Below are 22,882 nucleotides of genomic sequence, written 5' to 3' on the forward strand. Positions count from 1 at the left end.
GTGGACGGCGCGGAACCTGGGAGAACGATTGGTTGCTATCTGGACGCCGATCGTCGCATGATGTGTCGCGTGATTCAACCCCTCGCTCCGGCCGCCAGGCCGCAACTGCCACCATGGACCCCCGCGGCGGACCGGCCGCCGGGACCGACCCGGGAACAGGCAGGAGCGCGATGACGACGGGCCCGCTGCCCCGCGCCCAGCAGGGAGCCGAACCGCAGCTCCTGCTCACCTCGCTGCTCGGCGACTTCTGGTACTGGCGCGACGAGCACATCCCGTCGGCCGCCCTCGTCCAGCTGCTCGGCGAGTTCGACATCAGCCCGGCGAGCGCCCGGGCCGCGATCCGCCGGCTCGCCGCCCGCGGCCTGCTGACCGTCTCGCGCAGCGGCCGGACGACGGCCTACGGCATTCCCGCCCGGACATCCGAAGTGATCATCGAGCGCACGCACCGGATGCTGACCTTCGGCACGACCGCGCCGGACTGGGACGGGCAGTGGACCGTGGTCACCTTCTCCGTGCCGGAGCAGGAGCGGGGCCTGCGCACGGCGCTGCGTTCGCGGCTGCGCGTCCTGCGGTTCGCCGCGCTGTACGACGGGGTCTGGATCAGCCCGCACGACCTCGCCGGACCGGCCCTCGCCGCCCTGCGCGAGCTCGAACTGGGCAGTGCGACGGTCTTCCGCGCCACCGAGGTGCCCGGTCCGGCCGCCGCGGCCACGGCCTTCGACCTCGACCCGCTCGCCCGGGAGTACGAGCAGTTCGTCGAGCGCTACGAAGACGTGCTGACCGGGTTGGCCGCCGGCCGGATCAGCCCGGCGCAGGCGTTGCGCACCCGCACCGAACTGCGCGTGGACTGGCGCCGGTTCCCGGAGAACGACCCGGACCTGCCCGCCGAACTGCTGCCCGCCGGCTGGGCACGCGACCGGGCCCAGAAGATCTTCCTGCAGATCTACGACCGGCTGGGCCCGCTGGCGGAGCTGCGGTTCCGGCAGGTGCTGGCCGAGACGGATCCCGCGCTGGCGGAACTCGCCGCCCACCACGACTCGGCGAAGGTCGCGGACCTGTTCGCCGCGCTGGGCGACCGCCACCCGGCGGGCGACACGCCGTTCGAGCAGGCCGCCGAAGCCCGGCGGCTGGACGAAGCCCGCCGGCGGTGAGCGGCACTTCCCGAGCCGGACGTGCCGGAAAGTGCCGCGTTCAGGCCGGCGCGATGACGCTCTGGACGCACTCCCGCAGCAGCGCCCGGCGCCGGTCGTGGACCTCGGCCGGTTCCGCGTCCGTGGCGGCGTAGACGTTGCTGACCGGCGACCACGCCATGGACATCGCGATCACCATCGCCATCAGGTCGAAGGGATCGCCGGCCCGGACCAGCCCCGCGGCCTGCGCCTCGGCGATGGCCCGCAGCTTGGCGTCGTCCAGCCGGTCGGCGTCGGCCACCAGGTGGCCGGCCGGCCGGCGCTCGAGGCGGGTCCAGGTCGCGAGGCGGATGAGGTCCGGGCGCCGCAGGTACTCGTCGTAGAGGCGGACGGCCCAGCCGGCGAGGTCGGCGCCGTCGATCGGCACCACGTTGACGATCCGCTCCAGCGAGGCGAAGAAGATGGCGTCGAACAGCCCGTCCTTGCTGCCGAAGTAGGCATACAGCTGGGCCCGGTTGGTCCGGGCCGCCTCGACGATGCGCTCGACGCGGGCCCCGGCGATGCCGTACCGGGCGAACTCCTCGGTCGCCGCGTCCACGATGCGCTGCTTCGTGGCGGCTCCGCGCGAGGTCAGCAGCTTGTCGGCCATGCACCACAGCCTACAACAGAACAGTCGGTTTGCTTTACCGGGCCGGACCAGCTAGCGTCGAGCAAACAAACCGACTGTTCTGTTTCTTGAGGAGCTGCGATGCGGACCACCACCGGCTGGCTGGCCGACGCGAACGACCCGACCCTCCGGCGCGCCACGCTCCACCGGCGCGACCTGCGCGACGACGACATCGCGGTCCGCGTGGACCACTGCGGGGTCTGCCACACCGACCTGCACGCGTTGCGCGACCCCCGGGACACCGCCCTGGTGCCGGGCCACGAATTCACCGGCGTGGTGACCGGAACCGGGCCGGCGGTGACGCGGTTCGCGGCCGGCGACCCGGTGGCGGTCGGCAACATCGTCGACTCCTGTGGGAAGTGCGCGATGTGCCGCCGCGGCCAGGAGAACTACTGCGCCGAGTTCCCCACGCTGACCTACGGCGGAACCGACCGCCACGACGGCTCCCCCACGCTCGGCGCGTTCGCCCGCGAATACGTCGTCCGGGAAGACTTCGCCTACCGGCTCCCCGCGGGCCTCGACCCGGCGGGCGCGGCACCGCTGCTGTGTGCGGGTATCACGGTCTGGGAACCACTGCGTGCGCTCGGTGTCGGCCCCGGCACCCGGGTCGCGGTGATCGGCCTCGGCGGCCTGGGGCACCTGGCGGTCAAGCTCGCGGTCGCCCTCGGCGCCGAGACGACGGTCATCAGCCGATCGGCCGGCAAGGCCGCGGACGCGACCCGGCTCGGGGCGCGCGAGCTGCTGGTGTCGGCGGATCCCCGGCAGCTGGAAGCGGCCCGCGACCGGTTCGACGTCGTCATCGACACCATCGCGGTCCCCCACGACCTCGGCCCGTACCTGCGGCTGGTCGCCCTGGACGGCACCCTCAGCCAGGTCGGCCACCTCGGCTCGCTCACGGTCGAGGCGATGGACCTGCTGGTGGGCCGCAAGAAACTGAGCTCGGCGGGCAGCGGCGGCCGGGCCGGGACCGCGGCGATGCTCGACTTCTGCGCCCGCCACGCGGTCACCGCGGACGTCGAAACCGTCCCGTCGGCCCGGGTCAACGAGGTCCTGGACCGCCTGTCACACAATGACGTCCGCTACCGCTTCGTGCTCGACCTGGCCGACCTCGACCACGCCGCCGGCTGACCTGTTCCCAGGCGACGGTCCTGGCCTGCTTCACCGCGCCGGTACGGTGAAGCAGGCCAGGTCCTCTCCCTCAACGTGCCCGCCGGGTTTTCCGGCGGGCACCGGTCAGCAGGTGGCGTTCGTCTGCGTCAGCAGGCCCAGCCGCCACGGCAGGCTGTTGTAGTCCCCACCGGAGGCGGGGTCCCGGCCCTGGTAGAGGTAGCGGATCCGGCAGGGGTCGATGGTCAGCGTCTGGTCCGTGCCGGCCCGGACCATCTCGCCGTGGCTGATGTCGGTCGTCCACTGGCCGGCCGGGAACGAGACGTTCGCCGCGCCGGCGAACGGGGCGCTCTCGGTGTCGGCCAGCGCGGTCCAGGGTCCGGCGATGGCGCTCGACGTCCAGGACCGGAAGTACCGTCCCCGGGCGCCGATCGCCTCCACGATCAGCAGGTACTGGTCCGCACCCGCCACCTTGTACACATTGGACGCTTCGAACAGCGCGTACCGGTCCGCGTCCTGGGCGGCGATGACCGGATCGCTCATGCCCTCCGGGAAGTTCGCGACCGACGTCTGCGACCGGTAGAGGTGCCCGTTGTCGTCCGAGGAGAACAGGTGGCAGGCGGCCGCGTCGCAGATCACCCACATGTCGACCCAGTAGCCGCTGCCGATGTTCTGCTGGATGATCGCCGGCATCGACGGGTAGAAGTGCTTCGGGGCGCTCCAGCCGCTCGGGTTGCCGATGTCCGGGTTGGTCGAATAGGCCGCGTTGCCGTCCTGGTACACCAGGTACCACAGCTTCTGCGGCGCGAAGTAGAACACCTCCGGTGCCGCGCGGTACCCGGTGCCGATCCCGGACTGGTCCAGGTAGTACTGGGTGGCCGAGCCCGCCTGGGCCCAGTCCGTGAAGCTCAGGTACACCAGGTTGTAGCCGGCCGCGTTCGCCGTGCTGGCGAACACGTGGTACTTCCCGTCGGCGTAGACCACCGACGGGTCCTTGATCCCGGCGATGTCGTGCGTCGCGTCGGACTTCGGGGCGATCAGCGCCCCGCTGGAGCTCCACGCATAGCGGGCCGGCAGGGTGCCGCCGGTCGGCGCGGACGGTCCGGTCCACCGCTGGTTGGCGCCGCCGTTGCAGCTCCAGATGATCACCTTGGTGCCGTTGGCGGTCGCCGCGCCGGACACGTCGAGGCACAGCCCCGACTGGCCCTGGGTGATCGTGCCGCTGCCGGTGAAGGTCCACTTCTGCCCGGCACCACCGGTGCAGTCCGCGATGACCGCCGCCGTGCCCGCGGCGGTGCCGCCCCCCGCGGTGCCCAGGCACCGCTTCGCCGTACCGGAGTAGACGCTCAGCTCCCCCGCGCTGCCACGGGTCCACTGCTGGTTCGCCCCGCTGTGGCAGTCCCAGATCTGCACCTGGGTGCCGGCGGTGCCCGCCGAGCCGGGGACGTCGAGGCACCGGTTCGCCGCCGTGGCGCGCACCGGGCCGGTGCTCCCGCCGGGATCCGGGTCGCTGCCGCCGAGCGCGTCGAGGACGGACGTGTAGGCCTGCTTCTTGCCGTAGTTGCCGTCGAACAGCAGCGGGGTGTCGCCCGAGCGCCACGAATACTTGTCCGTGACGCCCCAGACCGTGATGCCGGTACACCGGGTCACCGCCCGGCAGGCCTGGGTCACCTGCCGGTACACGTTCGCCTGGCCGGCCCCCGAGCCGCCGACGTCCAGCTCGGTGATCTGGACGTCGACCCCGAGGTCGGCGAACCGCTGGAGGTTGGCCTGGTAGCTGCTCAGGTTCGAGTTCGAGGAGAGGTGGCTCTGGAAGCCCACGCAGTCGATCGGCACGCCCCGGCTCTTGAAGTCCCGGACCATGTTGTAGATCCCGGTGCTCTTCGCGTTGATGCCGTCGGTGTTGTAGTCGTTGTAGCAGAGCTTGGCGGTCGGGTCCGCCGTGCGGGCCACGCGGAAGGCGTCCTCGATGTAGCCGTCACCGAGCTTCTGCTGGAAGGTCGCCTGCCGCCGGGTGCCGTTCTCCTCGAACGCCTCGTTGACCACGTCCCACGCGATGACCTGGCCCTTCCAGTGGCCGGCCACCTGGGCGATGTGGTTCAGCATCGCCGAGCGCAGGTTGTTCGCGTCCAGCCCGCCGACCCAGGGGGCCAGCTGCTGGTACCACACCAGCGTGTGCCCGCGGATTTTCATGCTCTGGGCCTTCGCCTGGCTGACGATCCGGTCGGCGGGTGCGAAGTTGAACTGGTTGCGGTTCGGCTCGACCGTGTCCCACTTCATCTCGTTTTCCGGCGTGACGCCGTTGAACTCCGTCGTCCACGTGTTGACGTACGCCGCCTCGCCCAGGTGGCTCGTCGAGATCGCGGCGCCGAAGTACCGTCCGCTCTGCGCCGCCGCGGCCCCGAGCGTGCTCGCCGCCCCGGCGACCCCGGGCGACACCGCCAGGGCGGTCGCCGCGAGCCCGGCGGCGGCGAGGACGGTGACAGCGGTCCGGAGGCGCCGCCGCGGGGGTGAGCCGGTGTTCATCGCAGTCCTCGTTTCGGTCTCGGCACGGCCTCAGCCCAGCGTCCACTGCTGGTTGCTGCCGCCGTTGCAGGTCCACAGTTCGACCGGGGCGCCATCGGCCGTGGAGGCACCGGTGACGTCCAGGCACAGCCCGGATTGGCCGCCGGTGACCGTGCCGTTGGCGTTGACGGTCCACTGCTGGTTGGCCTGGCCGTTGCAGGACCAGGTCACCACCTTCGTGCCCGCGCTCGTGCCCTGGCCGGACGCGTCGAGGCACAGCGTCGCGCCGCCGATCGTGGCCGTCAGCCTGCCGTCCGTCGTGCGCGTCCAGGCCTGGTTCGCCTGGCCGGTGCAGCCGGCGATCTGCAGCTGCGTGCCCTGGGTGGAGTTCGGGGCGGCCAGGCACTTGCCCGCGCCGACCGCGTGCAGCGGCCCGGTGCCCGTGTTGCTGCCGCCGGTGCCGTACCCGGCCGCCACGACGTTCGCCTGCACCGCGTTCTCGGTGGCGTCCGACGGATAACCGGACGTCATCACGCCTTCGTAGAACGTGCCGGCGGATCCGATGCTGTTGTCCCCGCCGGTGCCGAGGATGATCGCGCCTTCCTTGCGCATCGGGTTGTAGCCCGAGACATTCGGGCGCACGCCGTCGTAGAAGGTGGACACGCCACCGGACTGGGCGTTGCCGCCGCGGATGGCCCACCGGTTCGGGCCGCCCTTGATGATGGCCGTCAGGTACCGGTGGCTGATGCTCGGGTCGTTGGCGTTGTAGTGCTGGTTGACCCCGGAGAACAGGCCGTTTTCCAGGTCCGCCATGATCCACGGCCCGTTGCCGGCGCCGTAGCCCCAGACCTTGATGTTGCCGAAGTAGATGGCTTCCATCGTGCCGTTGCCGTTGTCCCGGCTGTTGCGCTCGGCGTTGCCGTAGTCGAAGCAGCAGCCACCGTTGTAGTGCGTCCCGTCGAAGATCGCGTACATGCCTTCCGGCTGGTCACCGGTCGCGACGCCGTTGGTGTTGTTGTTGCGGTAACCGGTGCCCGGCGCCACGTAGACGCCGTACGCCTTCTGGCCGCCGACGGTGGTCGGGGCGGCCGTCGCGCTGGCCAGGTTGTCGTACCCGCCGGCCGCCGGGCCGGAGAAGCCACCCGGCGGCGCCTGGGTCAGGTGGTTGTTCCGGCCGGACTGGTCGTAGATGACCGTGATCAGGCACGTCGTGCCGGCGCAGAACGAATCCTGCGTCGCGGCGTTCGCGACGCCGCCGGCGCTCAGGACCCCGATGTCGCGCGTGGTGTTGTCCGACGCGCGCCGCACTTGGTAGAGCGAGCCGTTGTACGCGCCGTACAGCGCCCGGGTGGTCGAGTGCGCGGCGACGCACGGCGTGCCGCCGGCCGCGTAGATGTCACACGGCCCCTCGGTGGCCGCCTGGGACGTCGTCGCCGTGCCGGTCAGCGCGCCCGCGGCGATCACCACGGCCGGCCACACCCTTCTCCAGCGTGCCTTCATCGACGAACTCCTTTGTCCGTTCGGAATGCGGCTAGCTCCGCGCCCACTTCTGGGCGTTGCCGCCGGTACAGGTCTGCAGGGTCACCGGCGTGCTGTTCGCGGTGCCGTTCCCGCTCGGCGTGAGGCACAGTCCCGATTGGACACCGGTGATCGTGCCGTCGGAGGCGGCGTTCCACTGCTGGTTGGTGCCGCCCGTGCAGTCCCAGATGATCGCCCGGGTGCCGGACGCCGTCCCGGAGCCCTCGGCGTCGAGGCACTTGCTGCCGTACACCTGGAGCTGCTTGCCGGAGGTGAGGGTCCACTGCTGGTTGCCGCCGCCGTTGCAGTCCCACAGCGTCACCTGGGTGCCGTTGGTCTGGGACACGTTCGGGACGTCGAGGCAGCGGCCGGCTCCGGTGTTGCGCAGCACGGACGTCGACCCGCCACCCGAACCGGCGACGGAGAGGTTGTCGAACTGCGCGGTCTCCCCGACGCTCGTGCCGATGCCGACCTGGCCGGCCGGGAAGGTGCCGTCGGTGATCGTCCCGAGCACGGCGCCGTCGACGGAGGCGGTGATGGTGCTGCCGGAGAAGCCCAGTGACAGCTTGTGCCAGCTGCCGGTGCCGAGCGCGGTCGTCGTGCCGGTGCGCAGGGTCGTGTTCTGCTGGCTGGTGTTGTTGCGCCGGATCGACCAGGCGCCGTTGTCGCTCACCCGCAGGTAGTACGCGTTCAGCGCGCCCTGGTTGCCCGTGTCCTGCGAGCCGGCCCGGCCGAGCAGCTCGACGTACCCGGACTTCTCCAGCAGCACGTCCGTGCTGAGGGTGTAGTTGCTCCAGGCCACGTTGCCCAGCAGCGCGTAGGGGTCGACGAACTTCTTCCAGGGGATCGTCTTCTGCGTCGCGGACTGGCGGACGCAGGTGCCCGCGCGGCCGGCGCCGCAAGCGGAGGTCTCGAAGGCGCCCTCCATGTCCATCAGGTACTTGGCTTCCTTGCCCTTCGCGTACGCCTCGAAGTCATCGCTGTAGGGCAGGTTCAGCGAACCCTGCGGCGGGCTGGTCGCCGTGCCCTTGCCCTGTCCGGTGGTGGTCGTGATGGAGTAGAGGTAGCCGGGCTGCACGGTCAGGGAGTAAGCCCCGCCGGACGGGGTGATGTCGGTGCTGTGCACGAAGTGGTCGGCCGGGTTGTTCGAGTTGAGGTTGGTCGCCCACACGTGCACCTGGCCGCCGGACAGCCCGCCGGTGACGTTCAGGTTCAGCGTCTGGGCCGAGGTGGCGTCCATCGTCTCGATGATCGTGCTGTAGTCGGTGTTGTTCGGCGACTTCAGCGAGACGTAGCTGCCGTTGTTGCGGTTCCCGCCGAGGTAGCCGCTGGAGGAGTCGAGGTACTTCCAGCCCGGCGCGGTGAACTGCGTCGTGTGCGCCAGCGCCCACGAGTCCTTGCCGACCGAGTAGTAGCCGGACCACGGCTGGTTGGCCAGGATCAGGCCCACGGTCGGCCACGGGATGTTCGGCGTGACGGCGGCGATCAGGTCCCAGTTGAGGTAGGCGGTCATCTTGCCGTCGAGGTAGACGCGGTTGATCCCGCGGGCCAGCGGCTTGGCGCCGTCGTTGTAGTCCTGGGAGCCGTTTTCGCTGGACCACAACGTCTTCCCGGTGTTCGTGACGTTCGCCGGGACGCTGCAGGAGGTCTGCGCGCTGAGGTAGCCGCAGGTGTAGTGGGCGCTCAGCACGTCGGTCGCGTTGCGGTAGGCCGTGTTGGTCGAGATCGCGCTCGCGGGCCCCCAGTCGCCCGGCCACGAGTCACCGGAGATGATCTTGACGGCGTTGTACCCGTTGGCGTTGAGCGCGTTGCGGAGGGTGACGGTCCAGTCGGCGCTCCACTGCTTCTCGTTCTGGACGCTGGTGAGGTAGTCGATGGTCAGCCCGTGCTGCTTGGCGCACCCCAGCCACGACAGGTAGTAGTCCGTCAGGTCGTTGGAGAAGAAGGTGCCGTTGCCGATCCAGCCCGGCGCTCCCCAGGGCAGGCCCACCAGCTTGATGCCGGGGTTGCGCGTCTTCGCCTGTTCCATGAGCCACCACTCGTACCCGCGGTTGCAGTCCAGATCGCCGCGGAAGTGGGCGTGGCTGGGCTCCGCGCCGCTGGTGGAGTTGGTGTCCCCGCCCATTTCCACCTTGAGGATCTGCAGGGCGGCGCCGTAGCCGGGCTTGAACAGGTAGTCGAGGATCTGGCCGCGTTGCGGCTCGGGGTAGTCGATCAGCAGGCGGGTGTTGCCACCACCGCCGCTGACCGCGCCGACGCCGTCGAACGTGCGGCCGCCCGAGCCGCCGTTGACGGTGATCGAGGTGGCGGCCTGGGCCGGTGCCGCGGCGACGACGCCGCCCGCCACGGCCAAGACGACCGCGGTCACCGCCGCTGCCGCGTTTCTCGCGCTGCGGAGCATGGTAGTCCTCACTTCCGAACGAAGGCGGCGCCCGGCGAAACTCTCGGGCCAGCCGGCGAAACAATCGGTCGATCAGCGAAGGGGGAAACCGCCATGAGAACCCCATCTTCGTCGATGGCGAACACGCTGGGCGTTAACGCTAACAGCCACCCTGCCGCCGAACAACCATCGGCACCGGGCGCCCGCCGCACTTTACGAAACACCGCGGTCACCGCCACATCGGCCGGCAATCACCGCAGTTCAGCGGTCCATCGCGGACCCACAGCGGCGCTTCGCGCAAAATGTAAATTTCGCGCCGGCGAGCGAGAACAACACGGCGGCCCCCTTTCCCGGGCCGCCTCCCCCGGCTACAGTCTCCGATTGCTGGGAGCGCTCCCAGTAGCCGGTTCCGGCGCCACCGCCGTTCGAAGGAGAAGGTGCATGCGAAGCAGGACAGTGGCAGCCGGGGGTCTCGCCGCGGTAGCCGTGACCGGCGTCGTGGCCACGACCACGTGGGCCGGCGCGCAGGCCGCCGCCTCGGCGTACTACGTCGACCCGGGCACCAACGCGGCCAAGTGGGTCGCGGCGAACCCCGGCGACTCCCGGGCCGCGGTCATCCGCGACCGCATCGCCTCGGTGGCGCAGGCGCGGTGGTTCACCACCACGAACACGTCCACGGTCCGCGGCGAGGTGGACGCCTACACCAGCGCGGCGGCCGCCGCGGGCCAGATCCCGATCATGGTCGTCTACGACATCCCGAACCGCGACTGCGGCGGCGCGAGCAGCGGCGGCGCGCCGTCCCAAGACGCCTACCGGGCTTGGATCGACCAGGTGGCGGCGGGGCTGGCGGGCCGGCCCGCGGCCATCGTGCTCGAGCCCGACGTGCTCCCGCAGATGACGAACTGCCAGAACAGCGACCAGCAGCGCCAGACCACCGCGTCGATCGCGTACGCGGGCAAGAAGCTCAAGGCCGGCTCGTCCCAGGCGAAGGTGTACTTCGACATCGGGCACTCCGCCTGGCTTTCCCCGGGCGACGCCGCGACGCGGCTGCGGGCCGCCGACATCTCGAACAGCGCCGACGGCATCTCGACCAACGTGTCCAACTACCGCGCGACCTCCGACGAAGTGGCCTACGACAAGGCGATCCTCAACCAGCTCGGCGACTCCCGGCTGAAGGCCGTGGTGGACACGAGCCGCAACGGCAACGGGCCGCAGGGCAGCGAGTGGTGCGACCCGGGCGGCCGCGCGATCGGCAAGCCGAGCACCAACCAGACCGGCGACAGCCAGATCGACGCGTTCCTGTGGATCAAGCCGCCGGGCGAGGCCGACGGCTGCATCGCCACGGCCGGCCAGTTCGTGCCCCAGCGGGCCTACGACCTCGCCATCGCGGCGGGCCCGATCCAGACCACCACGCCGACCACCCCGACGACCCCGACCACGCCGACGACTCCCACCACGCCGACCACGCCCACGTCCCCGACCACCACGACCCCGCAGCCGACCAGCGGCTGCAAGGTCACCCACCGGGTGGTCAGCTCCTGGCCGACCGGCTACACCGCGGAGATCGTCATCGAAAACCGCGGCGCGGCCCTCAACGGCTGGACGCTGACGTTCTCCGCACCCGGCGTGACCATCAGCCAGGGCTGGAACGGCACCTGGAGCGACACCGGCGACACCGTCAAGGTCGACAGCGTGTCCTGGAACGGCACCCTGGGCACCGGGGCGACGACCACGCTCGGCTACAACGCGAACTACACCGGCAGCGCGCCGCCGTTCCTGCAGCCGGCGCTCAACGGGACCTCCTGCTCCTGAGCCTTGGCGGCCACGGCTGATCGCGGCGTTCACGCAGAGCGCCGCGATCGGCTTGCCCGCCCGGGCCGAACCCGCGACGGGTCAGGCCACCCGGTCCGCACTCCAGGCCGCAACGGGCCCGGCCGGCGCACCGAGCTTGGTACCCTTGCGGTAGCCGCTGCCGAAGATCAGGCCGAGCACCAGGACGGCGAGAACGGCCAGCAGGATCCACAGCCACCAGGACTTGCGCACACCGTCTCCCCTCGTCGGATCCGGGCACACGCTACCGGTCGATTGGCTCGGTGGCCGGATGGGTATTCCTCCCGGTATGGGTGCTTGGGGCAAGCGACTGGTCGCTTTGGCTGTGGCTGTGGTGGTTCTGGTCGCGGCGGTACTCGTCGCATCGGCGGTGCACCTGTTACCCCAATTGCGCAACCCGTTCGCCGAGCGGACGGAAGAGCACTCGGGCCCGGTGCTGCTGCAGTCGATCGTCGAGCTGTCCCGCTACGAGGCGGCGAGCGGTTCGTTCCAGGTGGTCGTCGACATCACGACGAGCTCGGTCCTCCCCAGTTTCCTGGTGGGCAGCGACACGCTGTTCATCGGAGTGGGCACGGACAACGCATACGTCGACTTCGGGCGCCTGAAGGGCAACGCGGTCCAGGTGTCCGAAGACCGCCAGTCGGCGACGATCACCTTGGGCCACGCCCAACTCGAGCCGGCGACGCTCGACGTGCACGAGTCCCACGTGTACGCCCAGCAGCAGGGCCTCTTCACCCGAATAAACGAGTTCTTGAGCGGAAACCCCAATTCCCAGCAGGCGCTGTACGAGCTGGCCCAGAAGCAGATCCAGGCAGCAGCGGCCAAGAGCTCCCTGGTAGCCGACGCAGAGCGAAACACCCGAACGATGTTGACGGGCTTGCTGCAATCACTGGGCTTCAAGAACATCACGATCAAGTACGCGGACAACAGCGCCGGCTGACCGCCAAGACTTCCCGCGCCAGGCAACGCAAGGCGCCAACCACCACCCACGGCACGCTGCCACGGCAACGCACGGCGACCACCACGGCACCCAGGCCCCCCGCAACCCCGATCCGAAGCCAGAACACGGCCGGCGGTGCCGGGTCAAGGCATCTTTCCCGCCTTGACCCGGTGCCGCCGGCCGTAGTCACAATCAGGCTTCGGGGTGGCGGGGAACCAGCTTCACAGCACTAACCTCACCCGTTCCGCACCAAACGCCACCGGTTGGCCGCAGCACCGTTGTCCGGCCCCTGTACCGCATAACCCCCGGCAGAGGTGGACCCGTTCTCGATCGTCAGCAGCTTCCCACTGTTGACATTCCGGATCTTCGAGGTCCCATCCCCCTGATCAACCACCGTCCACCGGTGATCAGCCGTCCCGTTGTCCGACCACTGCAGAACCCGGGCGTTGTCCGCTGTCGACATGTCGAGAACCCCCAGCACCTTGCCGCTGTTGGCGTTCCGGAACCGAACCGCGCTCCCGTCGGTGATCATCTCCCAGTTGTGGTCCGCGGTCCCGCTGTCCGACCACTGCAAAGCCCGGCCCCCATCGGCGGTGGACATGTTCTCGACGCCCAGCACCAGCCCACTCCCCACGTTGACCAGCCGGTAGGTCGTCGCACCGGCGCCACCGGTGTTCCAGTACGTGGTGTAGGTGAAGCCCTGGGCGTCGTAGAACGGCACCAGGTTGACGGCGGACCCGTTCGCGGTGGCGCTGAAGGTGAGCGCACTGCTGCTGGTCCGGGTGACCGAAGCCGGGTTGAGGGACGGCAGCGTGCTGCCGCCGTAGTTGCCGGCCAGGACCACCGGGCCGTAGGTGACCGCCGCGACGTTCGCGTTGTCGTTGGCCGCCTTCAGCGCGACCGTCATCGGCAGGCGGACGGTGACCGTGTCCCCGGAAGCCCAAGACCGGGACAAGGTGGCGTAGCTGCCGGGGTTGGCGGTCACGTTCTGCGCGACACCGTTGACGCTGATGGTCGCCCCGGTGGTCCAGGCGGGGACGCGGATGCGCATTGCCCAGGTCCCGCTCACGCTTCCGGTCACCGTCAGCGTGCTGGTGTCGCTCGCCGGGTACGAGGTGGTCTGGGTGACCGTGATGCCGCGCTGGGTCCAGGTGAGCACCGAGGGCAGGAACAGGTTCACGGTCAGCGTCGTGTCGTTGTAGAAGTAGATCGAGTCGGCCAGCTTCGTCTGGGTTTCCAGCCCGGTCCCCTGGCAGCACCAGAACGAGTTGTAGTCGGTGCTCCACGTGCCGCCGCCCCACGCCGGGCCTAGGCCGCGGCGGCCGCCCGGGTTGAGCGAGCTGAAGTACGTGACGTGCCCGTGGCTGTCGGCCGGGTTCTGCTGGCCGATCATCTGGTTGAGCAGGGCGCGTTCGTAGTAGTCGGCCAGGTCGGCGCGGTCCGGGTACAGCGCGATCAGTTCCCGGGTCAGCTTGAGCATGTTGTAGGTGTTGCAGCTCTCGCACGTGTCCTGGTTCAGGTACGCGGCGATGGCGTTGGGCGCGCGGAAGTGCTCGGCCTGGCTGTTGCCGCCGATGGCGTAGGTGTGCGCACCGACGGTGATGTTCCACGCGTTGGTCGCGATGTCCCGGTAGCGGGTGGTGCCGGTGGCCTTGTACTCGCGCGCCGCGCCGATCCACTTCGGGACCTGCGTGTTGGCGTGCAGCCCGTTGAGCTGATCCCGGTTCGCCGCCAGGGGGTCGAACACGGCGGCGTGGTCGAAGCGCTGCGCGACGGTCAGCCACCGCGCGTCGCCGGTGTACTGGTAGAGCTCGGCCAGCACGTCGTTCATGCCGCCGAACTCGGTGTTCAGCACCGACTGCAGCTGGCTCGCGCTGAGCCGGGCGGTCCGCCGGTCGACCCAGCCGGCGAGGTTGAGCAGCACATCGCGGGCCTGGGTGCTGCCGATGTACCGCCACACGTCGAGCAGGCCGGCCATGGTCTTGTGGATGCAGTAGTACGGCACGTTGCCGTTCGACAGCCGACCGGCTTCGAGGTTGTCGAAGTCGGCCTCGGGGAAGCCGGACAGGTACCCGGCGGAGAACCCGGCGGCGCCGTTGTTCGCCTGGCACTTGGCGAGCTCGGCCACCATGGTCGTGGCCTTGTCCCGGCTCGAGGTATCGCCGGCGACGGCCCACAGCTGCGCCCAAGCCGTCAGGAAGTGGCCCTGCACGTGGCTGCGGAACGGGAAGCTCGGCGCGTCCCAGCCGCCGTTGGTGGCCGCGCCGCCGGTGGAGAGCCGGTGGTTGGCCCGGAAAACGTAGAGCAGCCGGTTGACGTCGACGAACCGCAGGTAGTTCTGCGTCCGGTTCTGGTTGTCCAGCCACCGGCTCGCGGTCAGCCGCACCTGGCCGAGCTCGAACGGGAACAGGGTCACCCCGGCGTCCGGGCGGACCGGCCCGACGGCCGCGGCGGTGGCCGCCGAGGCGGCGGGCGCCCAGCCGATGGCGGACCCGGCCGCGGAGGCGATGGCGGTGGCGCCGGCGGCTTGCAGCAGTCGCCGGCGGCTGATGGGTGAGGTCACCGGGGTCTCCGTTCGTCAGTGGACAGAGGGGGCGGGAGCATGTTAGCGCTAACAACAATTCTTGTCACGACCCTGGTGACCGGCGGGCATACCGACGGCCCGCTCCCGAGGAGGATTTCCGGGCCGCGGGCCGAACCGGCAGAAGGCTTCATCGCACTCGGCGGCGTCCACCCGGTACTCGCCGGCGGGGCATCCCGCTCTTCCCGCAGCGGGAACGGCGGGTGGGACTCGAACTCGTCGAGACGCGGCGCGTCGGCCCGCGGGTCGCCTACCTCCGCCACCGCGTGAAGCGCCGGCCCGGAATCGTTTCCCGGAATCCCCGGCGCCCTTTCCGGATGCCGGCGGCAGAACTGAAACTTTCATTTCCGGCTGGACGACCATTCGAAATCCGTGCTACAACCGGAACACCCTTGAGCAGGCGACCCGCGCCGAGGGCTCGAAATTTCCCCGTCGGCCGAAGGATTTCGCATGCCCAGGATCGGATCGTCGTTCCGCGTCTTCGTGACCGCCGCAGTGCTCGCGCTGGCCGTGGGCGGCGCTCCCCCGGGCGCCGCCGCGGCCGGAAGCGCCGCCGCGGCCGGCACGCCGAGTGCCGGCTGCGGCAAGAATCCGACGCTCACCAGCGGCAAACGGACGATCCAGAGCAACGGCAAGAGCCGCAGCTTCATCCTGAAGATCCCCGACAACTACGACAACGCCACTCCGCACCGGCTCGCGTTCGGCTACCACTGGCTGGGCGGCACCGCCGAACAGGTCGCCTCGGGTGGCAGCGACGGCTACGCCTGGGCCTACTACGGCATGCAGTCGCAGTCGGGTGACTCCACGATCTTCGTGGCGCCCCAGGGCCTCAACAACGGCTGGGGCAATTCCGGCGGCGAGGACGTGACCTTCACCGACGACATGGTCCGGCTGATCGAGAACGACCTCTGCGTCGACACGACCCAGCTGTTCTCCATCGGCTTCAGCTACGGCGGCGCGATGAGCTACGCACTCGCGTGCGCCCGGGCGACGGTGTTCCGCGCGGTCGTGGCCATCGCCGCCCCCGGCGCGATCAGCGGGTGCAGCGGCGGCACCCAGCCCATCGCGTACATGGGCATCCACGGCGTGTCGGACAACATCGGCGCCGGCCGGGGCCTGCGGGACACGTTCGTCCGGAACAACGGCTGCACCCCGCAGAACGCCCCCGAACCCGCCGCGGGCAGCAAAACCCACTACCTGACCGTCTACTCCGGCTGCCGGACCGGGTACCCGGTCGTCTGGGCGCCGTTCGACGGCGGCCACCAGCAGGGCCCGGTGGACGGCTGCACCGGCTGCGAGAGCGGCGCGCGGAGCTGGGACAAGGCCGAGATCTGGAAGTTCTTCAGCCAGTTCGGCGGCGGCGACCCGAACCCGCCCACCTCGCCGGTGCAGGTCGGCGTGAACTACTCCCTGGTCGCCGCGCACAGCGGCAAGTCCGCCGACATCAACGGTGCGTCCACCGCGGCGGGGGCCACGCTGATCCAGTGGTCCTCGCACAACGCGGCCAACCAGCAGTTCGACTTCCTCGCCTCCGCCGACGGCTACTACCGGATCCGCGCCCGGCACAGTGGCCTGGTCCTGCAGGTCGCGAGCTCCGCCTCCGGCGCGGACATCACCCAGCAGCCCGACACCGACGCGACGACCCAGCAGTGGAAGGTCACCGACCAGGGCGGCGGCGCGGTCAGCCTGGTGAACCGGGCCAGCGGCCTGGCCATGGACGTCTGGGGTGCCTCCACCGCCGACGGTGCCCGCATTTCGCAGTACACCGCCGGCAGCGGCGCCAACCAGCGGTTCCAGCTCCAGCGCGCCTGAAGATCGGAGTGACGACGATGTCCGACCTGACCCGCCGGCAGGCGATGCGGCTGGGTGCCGCACTGGTGCCGATCGCGTGGACGGCCACCGCCCGGACCGCTTCGGCCGCACCCGCCGACGTCCGGGCGGTGAACGACCTGGCGCTGTGGTACGACAAGCCGGCCGGCACCGAGTGGCTGCGCGCGCTGCCGATCGGCAACGGCAGGCTGGGCGCCATGGTGTCCGGCAACACCGACACCGAACGCCTGCAGCTCAACGAGGACACGGTCTGGGCGGGCGGCCCCCACGACTACAGCAACACCCAAGGCGCCGGGGCGCTTTCGCAGATCCGGCAACTGGTGTTCTCCAACCAGTGGACGCAGGCGCAGTCCCTGATCGACCAGAAGATGCTCGGCACCCCGGCCGCCCAGCAGCCCTACCAGCCCGTCGGCACCCTCAGCCTCGCGCTGCCCGGGAACAGCGGGGTTTCCTCGTACCAGCGGTGGCTCGACCTCACCACGGCCACGACGGTCGTCACCTACGTCGCGAACAACGTGCGGTACCGGCGGGAAGTGTTCGCCAGCGCCGTGGACCAGGTGATCGTCATGCGGCTGACGGCCGAGACGCCGGGCTCGATCTCGTTCTCCGCGTCGCTGGGCACCCCGCAGCGGGCGACGACGTCCAGCCCGAACGGCACCACGATCGCGCTGGACGGGATCTCCGGGGACAGCCGGGGCATCGCCGGTTCGGTCCGGTTCCTCGCCCTCGCCGGCGCGACCGCCGAGGGCGGCAGCACCAGCAGCTCCGGCGGCACGCTGCGGGTGTCCGGCGCCAACGCCGTCACGCTGCTGATCTCGATCGGCACCAGCTACGTCGACTACCGCACGGTGAACGGGGACTACCAGGGCCTCGCCCGTACGCGACTGGCCGGCGCCCAGGCCCTCTCCTACGACTCGCTGCGCAGCCGGCACCTCGCCGACTACCAGAAGCTCTTCGGGCGCACGACCCTCGACCTCGGCCGCACCGCGGCGGCCGACCAGCCGACCGACGTCCGGATCGCCCAGCACAACAGCGTCAGCGACCCGCAGTTCGCCGCGCTGCTCTTCCAGTTCGGCCGCTACCTGCTGATCTCCTCGTCCCGGCCGGGTACCCAGCCCGCCAACCTGCAGGGGATCTGGAACGACCAGCTGAACCCGTCGTGGGAATCGAAGTACACCCTCAACGCCAACCTGCCGATGAACTACTGGCCGGCCGACGTCACCAACCTCGCCGAGTGCTATGAACCGGTGTTCGCGATGATCGGCGACCTCGCGGTCACCGGGGCGCGCACGGCACAGGTCGAATACGGTGCCCGGGGCTGGGTCACCCACCACAACACCGACGGCTGGCGTGGATCCTCCATTGTGGACTTCGCGCAGGCCGGGATGTGGCAGACCGGCGGCGCGTGGCTCGCCACCATGATCTGGGACCACTACCGGTTCACCGGCGACGTCGACTTCCTCCGCGCCCGCTACCCGCTGATGAAGGGCGCCGCGCAGTTCTTCCTCGACAGCCTGGTGACCGAACCCTCGCTGGGCTACCTGGTCACCAACCCGGCGAACTCCCCCGAGCTGAACCACCACGCGAACGCGTCCGTGTGCGCGGGACCGACGATGGACATGCAGATCCTGCGCGACCTGTTCGACGGCTGCGCGGGCGCGTGCCAGGTGCTGGGCGTGGACGCCGCCTTCGCCGACCAGGTCAAGGCGGCCCGGCAGCGGCTGGCGCCGATGAAGGTCGGCTCACGCGGCAACATCCAGGAATGGCTCTACGACTGGGTGGAGACCGAGCAGACCCACCGGCACATTTCGCACCTCTACGGCCTGTACCCGAGCAACCAGATCAGCAAGCGCGGCACGCCCCAGCTGTTCACCGCCGCGCGCCGGACCCTCGAGCTGCGCGGTGACGACGGCACCGGCTGGTCACTGGCCTGGAAGATCAACTACTGGGCGCGGATGGAAGAGGGCGCCAAGGCGCACGACCTGCTCCGGCTCCTCGTGCGGACCGACCGGCTGGCGCCCAACATGTTCGACCTGCACCCACCGTTCCAGATCGACGGCAACTTCGGGGCGACGTCCGGCATCGCCGAGCTGCTGCTGCACAGCCACAACGGCGAGCTGCACCTGCTGCCCGCGCTGCCGCCCGCCTGGCCGGCCGGCAGCGTCACGGGCCTGCGCGGCCGCGGCGGCTACACGGTCGGCGCGGCCTGGAGCAGCGGCGCGGCGACGCAGCTCACCATCACGCCGGACCGTGACGGCGACGTCAAGATCCGCAGCCGGATGTTCACCGCGGCTTACGAAGTGCTCGACACCACGACCGGCGCCAAGGTCCAGCCGGTGTCCGTCGAGGCGGACCTGGTCAGCTTCGCGGGCCAGGCTGGTCACACCTACCGCGCCACTTCCCTCGGCGGGCCGCCCCCGGTGGTCGAGCCCGGGGTGAACTACCGGCTCGTCGCCCAGCACAGCGGCAAATCGGCCGACATCAACGGCGGCTCGACCAGTGCCGGAGCGACGCTGATCCAGTGGCAGGCGACCAGCGGGCTCAACCAGCAGTTCGACTTCCTCGCCTCCGACGGCGGCTTCCACCGCATCCGGTCCCGCGCCAGCGGCCTGGTCCTGCAGGTCGCGTCGAACGCGACCGGTGCGGACATCACCCAGCAGCCGGACACCGGCGCGACGACCCAGCAATGGAAGGTGACCGACCAGGGCGGCGGGGTGGTGAGCCTGGTCAACCGGGCCAGCGGGCTCGCGATGGACGTCTGGAGCGCCTCGACCGCCGACGGCGCGCGCATCTCCCAGTGGACCGTGACCGGTGCCGCCAACCAGCGGTTCCTGCTCCAGCGCATGTAACCGGCGTCAGGGCCGGCGCAGGCCGTTGACCAGCAGCTTCACCAGGTGGCGCGCGTCGTAGTACGTGGCCGTGCCCGCGCCGGCACAGAGGCTGCCGACGCCGCGCATCAGCTCGAAGGCGTCCTGGCCGGGCACGATCTCACCGGCCGCCGCGGCCGCGTCCAGCAGCTGGGTGCACACGGGACCGAGGCGTTCGAGGAAGTAGGTGTGGAGCGGGTCGTAGCAGGCTTCGTCGGACTGCAGCACCGACGCCAGCCCCTGCTTGGTGATGACGAAGTCGACGAACCGGTCGATCCACTCGACGAGGGCCTGGTGCGGCCCCCGTCCGCCGGCGAGCAGGGCGGGACCGGCCTCGGCCAGGGCTTCGACCTGCCGCCGGTACACCGCGAGGATCAGGTCGGCCCGGGTCGGGTAGTGGCGGTAGATGGTCGCCGTGCCCACCCCGGCCCGGGCGGCGATCTCCCGGATCGGCGCTTCGACGCCGGAGGTCACGAACACCGCGGCCGCGGCCTCGAGGACGTTCCCGGCGTTGCGCCGCGCGTCGGCGCGCTGCGGCGATTTTCCGGCCGCCGTCCGGGAATCGCTCACGACCGCATGCTACCGGCCCCCACCGGCTCCCCGACGTCCAGCAGCAGCTCGGCCAGCTCCGCGGGCGCGGTGATCATGCAGTCGTGCCCGGCGGCCAGCTCGCGCACGTCCGCGGGCTCGCCGTTCGGCTGCACGGCGGGCACCAGGCGCCGGTCGAACCCGTCGGGCTTCACCGTGCAGTGGATGTGCGTGCGCGGGATCGCGCGCAGCGCCGGGTTGTCCAGCGCGACCGGCTCTTCGAGGCACCGGATCGACTGGTCGGACAGCATGGTCCGCAGCCACGCGACGTCCCCGGGATCGGTCACCCCGAACAGGCCGAAGGGCGCGGGCAGCTCCGGCAGCGGCGGGACCCGCCAGCCGGTCCCGAGCATGCTCCGGGTGACCGGCATGACGTCGATCGCGTTCTCCCCGTGCGCGGGCACCATCGCGTCGAGGTACACCAGCCGCGCGATCCGCTCCGGCACCTCGTTGGCCGCCGCGGAGATCACCAGGCCGGCGTAGCTGTGCCCGACCAGGACGACGTCGTGCAGGTCCGCTTCGACCAGCAGCCGCACGACGTCGGCGGTGTGCGTGCGGAGCCCGACGTCCGGGTTCAGCAGGTGCCGCGTTTCGCCGTAGCCGGTGAGCGTCGGGGTGAACACCGGGCGCCCGCTCGCCGCCAGCCGCGGCACCACCCGCGCCCAGCACTGCCCGGTGTGCCAGGCGCCGTGGACCAGCACATAGGTGATCGCCATGAAGAGCTCCTTAAGTGGGACGTCGTCCCGGTTACTATACGGGACAACGTCCCACTTAGGCGTGGCGGGCCGGAATGGCTTGCAGCCCGTTGATCGCGATCGTGATGTAGCGCCGGACGGCCGCGGCCCGCGCCGCCGGCGTGGCCGCCTGGATGCCACCGGCGGCCATCAGCACCAGGACGATGTCGTCCAGCGTCGTCTCGGGCCGCACCCGGCCCGCGTCCTTCGCCCGGCGCACCAGCTCGGCGAGCGACTTCAGCGCCCGTTCCCGCTCGGCGGTGAAGTCCAGTGTGCCGGGGAAGGCCGACACCAGCGCCGCGGTCGTCCCCCGGTCCCGGGCGTACAGCTCGCCCAGCCGCTCGATCACCGTGCGCAGGCCCCGCCAGGCGTCCGCCTCGGCGAGGCCGTCGTCGACGATGGCGTAGCAGGCACGCAGCCGCTCCGCGAACGCCTCGGCGAACAGCTGTTCCTTGGTCGGGAAGTGCCGGTACAGCGTCGCCGGGCCGACGCCGGCGTGCCGGGCGATCTCCCGCATCGGCGCGGTCAGGCCGGCGGTGGCGAACACGGTCCGGGCCGCCTCGAGGAGGCGTTCGCGGTTGTCCTGGGCATCCGATCGCCGGATCCGAGGCAAAGAGCCGGTCACCGTCTCAGTTTAGCCGAACCGGACGGGTGCGTCCGGTACGGTCGCGGCCGCCTCGAACTCAGGGAGATGAACCGTGAAAGCAGTGGCAGTGCAGACTTTCGGGGAGCCCGGCGGCCTGGCCGTCGTCGAGGTTCCCGACCCGCGGCCGGCCGCCGGGCAGGTGGTGATCACCACCGAGGCGATCGGCGTCGGCGGCGTCGACGTGCTGATCCGCCGCGGCGCCCTCAACGCGTTCGGCTTCGCAGCCGGTCACATCCTCGGCGGCGAGGTGGCGGGAACCGTCACCGCGCTGGGCGCGGACGTCGACGAGTCGTGGGCCGGCGCGCGCGTCTGGGCCCCCACCGACGGCGGCGGCGGCTATGTCGAGCAGGCACTCGTCCCGGCCGCGACGCTGGTACGGCTGCCGCCGGAGGTGTCGGCGGTCGACGCGGTGACCGTGGCGGGTTCCGGGGTGGTGGCGCACTTCGGCCTCCGGCACGCCCGCTTCGCGCCCGGCGAATCGGTGCTGGTCCGCGGCGCGGCGGGCGGCATCGGGGTGATGGCGGTCCAGCTCGCGGCGCGCACCGGCACGGTCGCGGTCACGACCTCTTCGCCCGAGCGCGGCGCCCGCCTGCGCGCGCTGGGCGCCACCCAGGTGCTGGACCGCGCCGGCGAGGGAGCCACCGGCTACGACGTCGTCCTCGACATCGTCGCCGGGGAGGAGCTGCCTTCGTTCTTCGGCAAGCTCAACCCCAACGGGCGGGTGGTCACGGTGGGCGCGGTCGCGGGCCCGCCACCGGCCCGCTTGGTCGCGGAGATGTTCACGGCGTTCCGGAAGTCACTGTCGTTCGCGATCTTCAGCGCCGACTCCGTGTCCACAGAGGACCGCCGCACGGTGGCCGCCGAGCTGCTGGCCGCCGCGGGCCGCGGCGAGGTGACCACGGTGGTCCACGACGTGCTGCCGCTGGCACAGGCGGAACTCGCCCACCGGCACCTGGACGCCGGGACGGTGTTCGGCCGGTTCGCGCTCGTCCCGGAGTGAGCTCCGGTCTCGGGAGCGAGACCGGGGTGTGGCCGGCGCCGTGCGGACGCGGAGCGCGAAATCTCCGCGCCCGCACGGCCGGCCCGCCGGTCGCGTCCGCGCACCGAAGCCTTCGGATGCCTGGGCGGTGGTTCGGCCGGACCGACCTCGTCCCTCGAGCGAGCTCCAGTCTCGCGAGCGATCCCAAGACCAGGGCAGCCAACACCATGCGGACGCGAAGCCCGGAGTCGCCGCGTCCGCACGGCCGGCCCGCCGGTCGCGTCCGCAGTGGCACGAGCGCGCGGCGAGGTCCGTCCGCGCCGACCCACCCGGGGCGTCAAACCCTGCTCAACCGGTGCGCACCGAAACCTTTGGACGCCGGGACGGTGTTCGGCCGGTTCGCGCTCGTCCCGGAGTCACCTCCGGCCTCGGGAGCGAGACCGGGGCGTGGCACCGACGTCGAACGCAGCTCGCGCCCCCGCGACCGCAAGGCACAACGACGTCCGACACGCTCGCGAGGAGATGTTCTGTGAGTAGCGAGGCCTACATCTACGAGGCGATCCGCACGCCTCGCGGCAAG

General features: G+C 70.8%; 16 protein-coding genes. 7 read left to right on the plus strand and 9 right to left on the minus strand.

Features of this window, described 5'->3' with window-relative positions:
* Positions 1-170: 170 nt before the first annotated feature.
* Positions 171-1,151 carry a PaaX family transcriptional regulator C-terminal domain-containing protein gene (locus tag AB0M30_RS11455; RefSeq protein ID WP_364582772.1) on the plus strand — a complete coding sequence of 327 codons (981 nt, stop codon included), beginning with the start codon at positions 171-173 and terminating at the stop codon, positions 1,149-1,151.
* Positions 1,152-1,191: 40 nt separating this feature from the next.
* Here the strand turns inward: AB0M30_RS11455 and AB0M30_RS11460 are convergent, their stop codons facing one another.
* A complete protein-coding gene (locus AB0M30_RS11460; RefSeq protein WP_364582775.1) occupies positions 1,192-1,779 on the minus strand; it encodes a TetR family transcriptional regulator in 588 nt (195 codons plus the stop codon).
* 99 nt (positions 1,780-1,878) lie between these two features.
* Here AB0M30_RS11460 and AB0M30_RS11465 point away from each other — a divergent pair, with 99 nt between their 5' ends.
* Positions 1,879-2,925 (plus strand): NAD(P)-dependent alcohol dehydrogenase, encoded by a 1,047-nt coding sequence (locus tag AB0M30_RS11465; protein WP_364582778.1) that lies wholly within the window; start codon positions 1,879-1,881, stop codon positions 2,923-2,925.
* Positions 2,926-3,030: 105 nt separating this feature from the next.
* Here the strand turns inward: AB0M30_RS11465 and AB0M30_RS11470 are convergent, their stop codons facing one another.
* The 3 genes from AB0M30_RS11470 to AB0M30_RS11480 are packed head-to-tail and all read right to left on the minus strand — an operon-like array spanning position 3,031 to position 9,328.
* Positions 3,031-5,430, minus strand: a complete 2,400-nt coding sequence (locus tag AB0M30_RS11470) for a non-reducing end alpha-L-arabinofuranosidase family hydrolase (RefSeq protein WP_364582780.1) — start codon at positions 5,428-5,430, stop codon at positions 3,031-3,033.
* A 30-nt stretch (positions 5,431-5,460) separates the two neighbouring features.
* The gene (locus AB0M30_RS11475; RefSeq protein ID WP_364582782.1) at positions 5,461-6,909 is read right to left on the minus strand and encodes an arabinofuranosidase catalytic domain-containing protein; all 1,449 of its coding nucleotides are present in this window, start codon (positions 6,907-6,909) and stop codon (positions 5,461-5,463) included.
* A 31-nt stretch (positions 6,910-6,940) separates the two neighbouring features.
* Complete coding sequence (locus AB0M30_RS11480) at positions 6,941-9,328, minus strand: ricin-type beta-trefoil lectin domain protein (RefSeq protein WP_364582785.1); 2,388 nt, start codon at positions 9,326-9,328, stop codon at positions 6,941-6,943.
* Positions 9,329-9,763: 435 nt separating this feature from the next.
* Between AB0M30_RS11480 and AB0M30_RS11485 the strand changes: the two genes are divergently transcribed.
* Positions 9,764-11,119 carry a glycoside hydrolase family 6 protein gene (locus AB0M30_RS11485; RefSeq protein WP_364583274.1) on the plus strand — a complete coding sequence of 452 codons (1,356 nt, stop codon included), beginning with the start codon at positions 9,764-9,766 and terminating at the stop codon, positions 11,117-11,119.
* Between the two features lie 81 nt (positions 11,120-11,200).
* On the opposite strand, the gene AB0M30_RS11490 is transcribed toward AB0M30_RS11485, so the two are convergent.
* Positions 11,201-11,350 carry a hypothetical protein gene (locus AB0M30_RS11490; RefSeq protein ID WP_364582788.1) on the minus strand — a complete coding sequence of 50 codons (150 nt, stop codon included), beginning with the start codon at positions 11,348-11,350 and terminating at the stop codon, positions 11,201-11,203.
* Positions 11,351-11,426: 76 nt separating this feature from the next.
* On the opposite strand from AB0M30_RS11490, the gene AB0M30_RS11495 reads away from it, so the two are divergent.
* On the plus strand, positions 11,427-12,077 hold the full coding sequence (locus tag AB0M30_RS11495; RefSeq protein ID WP_364582790.1) for a DUF4230 domain-containing protein: 651 nt from the start codon (positions 11,427-11,429) through the stop codon (positions 12,075-12,077).
* A 235-nt stretch (positions 12,078-12,312) separates the two neighbouring features.
* On the opposite strand, the gene AB0M30_RS11500 is transcribed toward AB0M30_RS11495, so the two are convergent.
* Positions 12,313-14,640 (minus strand): beta-L-arabinofuranosidase domain-containing protein, encoded by a 2,328-nt coding sequence (locus AB0M30_RS11500; RefSeq protein WP_364582792.1) that lies wholly within the window; start codon positions 14,638-14,640, stop codon positions 12,313-12,315.
* Positions 14,641-15,108: 468 nt separating this feature from the next.
* On the opposite strand from AB0M30_RS11500, the gene AB0M30_RS11505 reads away from it, so the two are divergent.
* Together AB0M30_RS11505 and AB0M30_RS11510 are read left to right on the plus strand one after the other, a co-directional pair.
* Positions 15,109-16,470 carry an RICIN domain-containing protein gene (locus AB0M30_RS11505; protein WP_364582794.1) on the plus strand — a complete coding sequence of 454 codons (1,362 nt, stop codon included), beginning with the start codon at positions 15,109-15,111 and terminating at the stop codon, positions 16,468-16,470.
* Between the two features lie 17 nt (positions 16,471-16,487).
* On the plus strand, positions 16,488-19,337 hold the full coding sequence (locus AB0M30_RS11510) for a glycoside hydrolase N-terminal domain-containing protein (RefSeq protein WP_364582797.1): 2,850 nt from the start codon (positions 16,488-16,490) through the stop codon (positions 19,335-19,337).
* A gap of 6 nt (positions 19,338-19,343) precedes the next feature.
* Here AB0M30_RS11510 and AB0M30_RS11515 read toward each other — a convergent pair whose 3' ends face one another.
* The 3 genes from AB0M30_RS11515 to AB0M30_RS11525 are packed head-to-tail and all read right to left on the minus strand — an operon-like array spanning position 19,344 to position 21,302.
* On the minus strand, positions 19,344-19,925 hold the full coding sequence (locus AB0M30_RS11515) for a TetR/AcrR family transcriptional regulator (protein ID WP_364582800.1): 582 nt from the start codon (positions 19,923-19,925) through the stop codon (positions 19,344-19,346).
* Positions 19,922-20,659: an alpha/beta hydrolase gene (locus tag AB0M30_RS11520; RefSeq protein ID WP_364582803.1), complete on the minus strand. Its 738-nt coding sequence runs from the start codon at positions 20,657-20,659 to the stop codon at positions 19,922-19,924. Before AB0M30_RS11520 ends, AB0M30_RS11515 begins: the two co-directional genes overlap by 4 nt.
* 55 nt (positions 20,660-20,714) lie before the next feature.
* Entirely contained in the window at positions 20,715-21,302 is a 588-nt protein-coding gene (locus tag AB0M30_RS11525) for a helix-turn-helix domain-containing protein (protein WP_364582806.1), read from the minus strand.
* Between the two features lie 82 nt (positions 21,303-21,384).
* Between AB0M30_RS11525 and AB0M30_RS11530 the strand changes: the two genes are divergently transcribed.
* Entirely contained in the window at positions 21,385-22,323 is a 939-nt protein-coding gene (locus AB0M30_RS11530) for a zinc-binding dehydrogenase (protein ID WP_364582809.1), read from the plus strand.
* Positions 22,324-22,882: the final 559 nt, after the last annotated feature.

Source organism: Amycolatopsis sp. NPDC051716 (genome assembly GCF_040681595.1).
GTDB lineage: Bacteria > Actinomycetota > Actinomycetes > Mycobacteriales > Pseudonocardiaceae > Amycolatopsis.